The sequence below is a fragment of the Actinoalloteichus spitiensis RMV-1378 genome (genome assembly GCF_000239155.1).
GTDB classification, from domain to species: Bacteria; Actinomycetota; Actinomycetes; order Mycobacteriales; family Pseudonocardiaceae; genus Actinoalloteichus_B; species Actinoalloteichus_B spitiensis.
Genome location: NZ_AGVX02000008.1, coordinates 1 through 4,540, shown reverse-complemented (window position 1 = coordinate 4,540; position 4,540 = coordinate 1). Strand labels below are relative to the sequence as shown.

Here is a 4,540-nt window from a genome sequence, read left to right as displayed (position 1 = left end):
GGATGCGGTCGCCGACCGGCCCGGAGGCCGGTCGGCGCCGCCGCGTGGTCCCCGCCGCGTCGTCGCCCACCGGCCGCGAACGACCGTCGGGTTCGTCCGACGCGGCGCCGCTCATCGTTCGTCGGTGTCGGTCGGGGTCCGGCCGGCCGGCTGCTCGGCCGTGGTCTCACCCGAGGTGACCGCCGCCGCGTCGACGTCCTCGTCCTCGTCGTCCTCCGGCGGCAGGCCCCGTGAGGCCCAGGCCGAGCGCAACGCGAGGCTGGCCTCGATGATCAGCCAGATCGCGAGGACGAAGATCACGGCGTCCAGCGGCGCGAGCAGCCACTCCCCAGCCTGGACGAAGTCGATGAGGTTGATGATCAGTGCCCACGACGTCATCACCAGCAGGAACACCAGGGGGATGAGGACGGCCAGCGGGTTGCGCCGCTTCTTGGTCACCCACACGGCGATGACGGCCAGGGCGAGACCGGCGGTGAGCTGGTTGGTGGTGCCGAACAGCTGCCACAGCGTCCCGAACGCGAGGTCGCCGGGTGCCAGCGCCAGTGCCAGGGGCACCACGACCGCCACCAGCGACGACCAGGTCAGACTCCGGGCCAGCGGGCGGAAGCGGACGATCTCGGCGATCTCCTGGACGATGTAGCGCTGGAGCCGGACACCGGTGTCCATCGTGGTCGCCGCGAAGCTGATGACGACCACGGCGGCGAAGACGACGCCGACCTCCAGCGGGATTCCCAGGTTGGAGGCGAAGTTCGCGACTCCGTTGACGAAGTTGTCGGTGGCCCCACCGGAAGCGGTGGAGAAGTCGGAGAACAACGCGTTCCACTCGATGGTGGTGGCCGCGATCCCGGCGGTGCAGGCGAGGATGGAACAGACCGCCAAGCCGCCCTCGCCAAGTGCCGAGGTGTAACCGACGAACCGGGCGTCGGTTTCCTTGTCGATCTGTTTCGCCGTGGTCCCGGATGCGACCAGGCTGTGGAATCCGGAGATGGCTCCGCAGGCGATCGTGACGAACAGCAACGGGAACCAGGGGGGCGAGTCGGCCGGCACGTCGTTCACGACCGGGGCGACGATGCGGTTCAGGCCGATGCCCATCCCCAGCAGGATGATGACCAGCGCGATCACCAGCTGGTGCTGGTTGATGTAGTCGCGGGGCTGGAGCAGCATCCACACCGGCAGCCGGGACGCGGCGAACGCGTAGAGGAAGATGAAGATGATCCAGAGCGTCCGGGCGTCCGTGCCCAGCGCTGAGGCCACCGGGTCGAGGCTGATCGGCACGAGCAAGCCCAACGGGATCATCGCGTAGACCACGAGCAGCGCGATGATGGAGGGGACGAGCGCGGCCGTCCTGGTGCGGTAGATGTACTGGCCGACGGCGATGGCCAGTGGGATCTCCACCAGGATAGGCAGCACCGAGGCCGGGTTGGCGATGAACAGGTTCGCCATGACCACGGAGAACACCGCGTTCACCAGGGTCAGCAGGAAGAAGATGATGAGCAGGAACAGCCCCCGCGCCCGTTTGCTGATCACCTCACCGGCGAGGGCGCCGATGCTGCGGGCGCGGTGCCGGACCGAGACGACGAGCGCGCCGAAGTCGTGCACACCGGCGGCGAAGATGGACCCGACCACCACCCAGACCAGCGCCGGCCCCCACCCCCAGTAGACGCCGACGGCGGGGCCGACGATCGGAGCGGCACCCGCCACCGAGATGAAGTGGTGGCTGAACACGATGTGCCGGCTGGTCGGGACGAAGTCGATTCCGTCGGTGTAACGGTGGGCCGGTGTCACGTACCGGGGGTTCAGCACGTAGACGCGGCGCGCCAGGTACGCCGAGTAGTAGCGGTAGGCCACCGCGAAAACCGCGATGACGGCGAGCATGACCACGATCGCGGGCATCCGCAGCGACCTCCTGTGCCACTCTGCCGGTGCGTTCTCCGTTGTCCGACCGGCGCGAGTACCAGAAGCTACCGAATGATCGGCCGGTTGGTAAGAACCGACGAGCGAATTGTTGACAACGGAAGCGTTCACCGGAACGGTGGAGCGCCAGGAGGAGCGGGATGAGCGATTTCGCGGAGAGGTGGGCTCGCGCGGGCACCGGTGAGCTGTGCTGGTTGGGCGCGTCCGGTCCCACCGGCGCCGCCGTGATCCCACTGTCCCGGGAGGGGCGGCCCTGCGTGGCGCTGCCGTTGTCGCGACTCGCCGAGGCGGACGACCTCACGGGCCGGCGGGTGGCGTTCTGCGTGCCCGGGCGCCTCGGACAGGAGGGGGCTCCCGCCCCGGGGGTGGTCGCGGTCGGTCCGGTGCGGGTGGAGCACGACCTGGAGGGCGCCCGGTACGTCGAACACCTGCTGCACCAGGAGATGGTGAAGTACCCGCCGACCCGCCTGCGGGCGGACAGCCTGCTCTCCCGGCGGGAGAACTGGTGGTGGGTGGCGCGGGTGATCGTCACCATCGACGGGACCCCGGAGATTCGGGAACTCCCGCCCCGACGGGACGAGCGGGACGCGCTGCTGGTGCGGGAGGCGGACGCCGAGGCCCGTACTCCCCGGGTGGACGTGGTGTCGGCCGAGGACTGGGCGGTGGGACCCGGCGGTGAACTCGCCCTGGCGGCGGACGAGGGCCGCCCGCCGGGGGCCGGGGAACCGGCCTTCGCGTTCGGCCACCACCACAGCCCGGACTACGAACGGTGGGAACGGTGGCACCGGGCGGGCCCGCTCGTGGGGAACCGGCTGCGGGTGGAACACGCGGCCGGCGCCCCGGCGGCCTCGGTGCGGCCCTTCGGGATCCTCGGCCGGTTCCAGGGGCACCGCACCCTGGCCAGGGAGTGCCGGGCCGGAGTGGCGGAGCTGGAACGCAGGCTCGGCGTGTCCTGCTGACCGGTGCACCCAGGGTGTCCCGTCGGAACGTCGGACGCCCGTCGTCCTCCGGTTCGTCGAGGGGACGCCCCGGTGGAGGGCGGTCCCTCCCGCACCGTCCCTCCCGCCCGGGCCCGGGCGCGAGTGCCTCTCGGCACCGCTGCACGGACTCGCTTCCCACCCGGGGGGTCACCGCCCTGCGGGACGCGCGGGAGCGGGTCGTCGCCCCTCGCCCAGCACCGCGCCGGGAACCGACTCGGCCGGCATGGCTGAGGCCGCTCAGGTCCGTCCGCTCCCACCCAGGAACGGCACCCGCCCGGCGGCGGCGCCCGGTCGCCGTCGTCTCCGCAGGGCGGGTGGAGAGGCGGCAAGGCCCCGCGACACCCGAGGCTCGTCCCCGACGGCTCGGAACCGGCTGATGCACCCCGCTTTCCCGGTCACGGTGCCCACGGCCAGGAGGCGACCCGCAGGACACGCCCGGTGCCGCCCACCACGCCGCAGGGCCCCTCCCCCGATACTGATCGCCGCCGTCCGAGGGACGCGGAACCAACGACCGCCTGCGAAGGGATCCACCATGAGCACGCGAGAAGCGGTGCACGTCCCAGCAGCCCTCGTCGCCTCGTACGCGACCGCCTTCGGCGAGACCGGCAAGGAATGGCTGGCCGCGCTTCCCGGGCTGGTCGGCCAGTTGCTGGACCGCTGGGAGCTGAGGCGGGACGGCGACCCGACCTCGGGAGCCGCCTCCCTGGTGGTGCCGGTGCTCCGGGCCGACGACACCCCCGCCGTCCTCAAACTGCAGCTGCCCAGGGAGGAGACCACAGCCGCCCTCGTGGGGTTGCGCACGTGGCACGGCGACGGGGTCGTGCGGTTGCTCGACCACGACGCGGACACCAGCGCGATGCTGCTGGAACGGCTCGACGGGGCACGAACGCTGTCCTCGATCGAGGACGACGACACCGCGATGAGAATCCTGGCCGAACTCCAGGCCAGGTTGGTGTCGTTCGCCGCGCCGCCGGAGCTGCGCGGGCTCGGGGACATCGCGACCGACATGCTGGCACGGGTTCCGTCCGCGAGCGCGGCGCTGACCGACCCGAGCGACCAGCGGCACCTGCGGGGATGGGCCTCAGCGGTGGCGGAGCTGCTGGACGAGCCCGGTGACCGGATGCTGCACTGGGATCTGCACTACGACAACGTCCTCGCCGCTGAACGTGAACCGTGGCTCGCGATCGACCCGGAGCCACTGGCTGGCGACCCCGGCTTCGACCTGTGGCCCGCCCTGGACAGCCGTTGGGACGAAGTCGTGGCGGGAGGGGACCCGCACCGGGTGATCCGCCGCCGTTTCGACCTCCTCACCGAGGTACTGCACCTGGACCGCGCCCGGGCGGCCGGCTGGACCATGGGACGCCTGTTGCAGAACGCGCTGTGGGACATCGCCGACGGCGAAACGCGGCTCGCGTCCTCGGCGATCGCGGTGTCGCGAGCGTTGGGACACTGAGCACGTCAGTCCCCGGTAGCTCCGCCCTCGGTCCCGCCTTCACACCGGGTGCTTCCAAACAAACCCAGTACGGCCCAGTCCAAGCCCGTCGGGACTGGTCCTGGGGAACAGCCCCGCGTGCGCGGGGACGACGACCGCCGAGCCGTGGGAGATCGTGACGTGGCAGGAACAGCCCCGCGTGCGCGGGGACGAC

At 71.4% G+C, this 4,540-nt stretch carries 3 protein-coding genes; 2 read left to right on the top strand and 1 reads right to left on the bottom strand.

Annotated elements, in window-relative coordinates; all coding sequences use genetic code 11:
* Positions 1-111: 111 nt before the first annotated feature.
* Positions 112-1,893, bottom strand: coding sequence for a carbon starvation CstA family protein (locus ACTIDRAF_RS0200455; RefSeq protein WP_016696732.1), 1,782 nt, complete (start codon positions 1,891-1,893; stop codon positions 112-114).
* A 161-nt stretch (positions 1,894-2,054) separates the two neighbouring features.
* Here ACTIDRAF_RS0200455 and ACTIDRAF_RS0200450 point away from each other — a divergent pair, with 161 nt between their 5' ends.
* Both ACTIDRAF_RS0200450 and ACTIDRAF_RS0200445 read left to right on the top strand, forming a co-directional pair.
* The gene (locus tag ACTIDRAF_RS0200450; protein WP_016696731.1) at positions 2,055-2,873 is read left to right on the top strand and encodes a hypothetical protein; all 819 of its coding nucleotides are present in this window, start codon (positions 2,055-2,057) and stop codon (positions 2,871-2,873) included.
* A 553-nt stretch (positions 2,874-3,426) separates the two neighbouring features.
* The gene (locus ACTIDRAF_RS0200445; RefSeq protein ID WP_016696730.1) at positions 3,427-4,347 is read left to right on the top strand and encodes an aminoglycoside phosphotransferase family protein; all 921 of its coding nucleotides are present in this window, start codon (positions 3,427-3,429) and stop codon (positions 4,345-4,347) included.
* Positions 4,348-4,540: the final 193 nt, after the last annotated feature.

Bases quoted from the DNA above. Each gene is read 5' to 3' on its own strand.
- ACTIDRAF_RS0200455 (WP_016696732.1), bottom strand. From the start codon at position 1,893: ATGCCCGCGATCGTGGTCATGCTCGCCGTCATCGCGGTTTTCGCGGTG.
- ACTIDRAF_RS0200450 (WP_016696731.1), top strand. From the start codon at position 2,055: ATGAGCGATTTCGCGGAGAGGTGGGCTCGCGCGGGCACCGGTGAGCTG.
- ACTIDRAF_RS0200445 (WP_016696730.1), top strand. From the start codon at position 3,427: ATGAGCACGCGAGAAGCGGTGCACGTCCCAGCAGCCCTCGTCGCCTCG.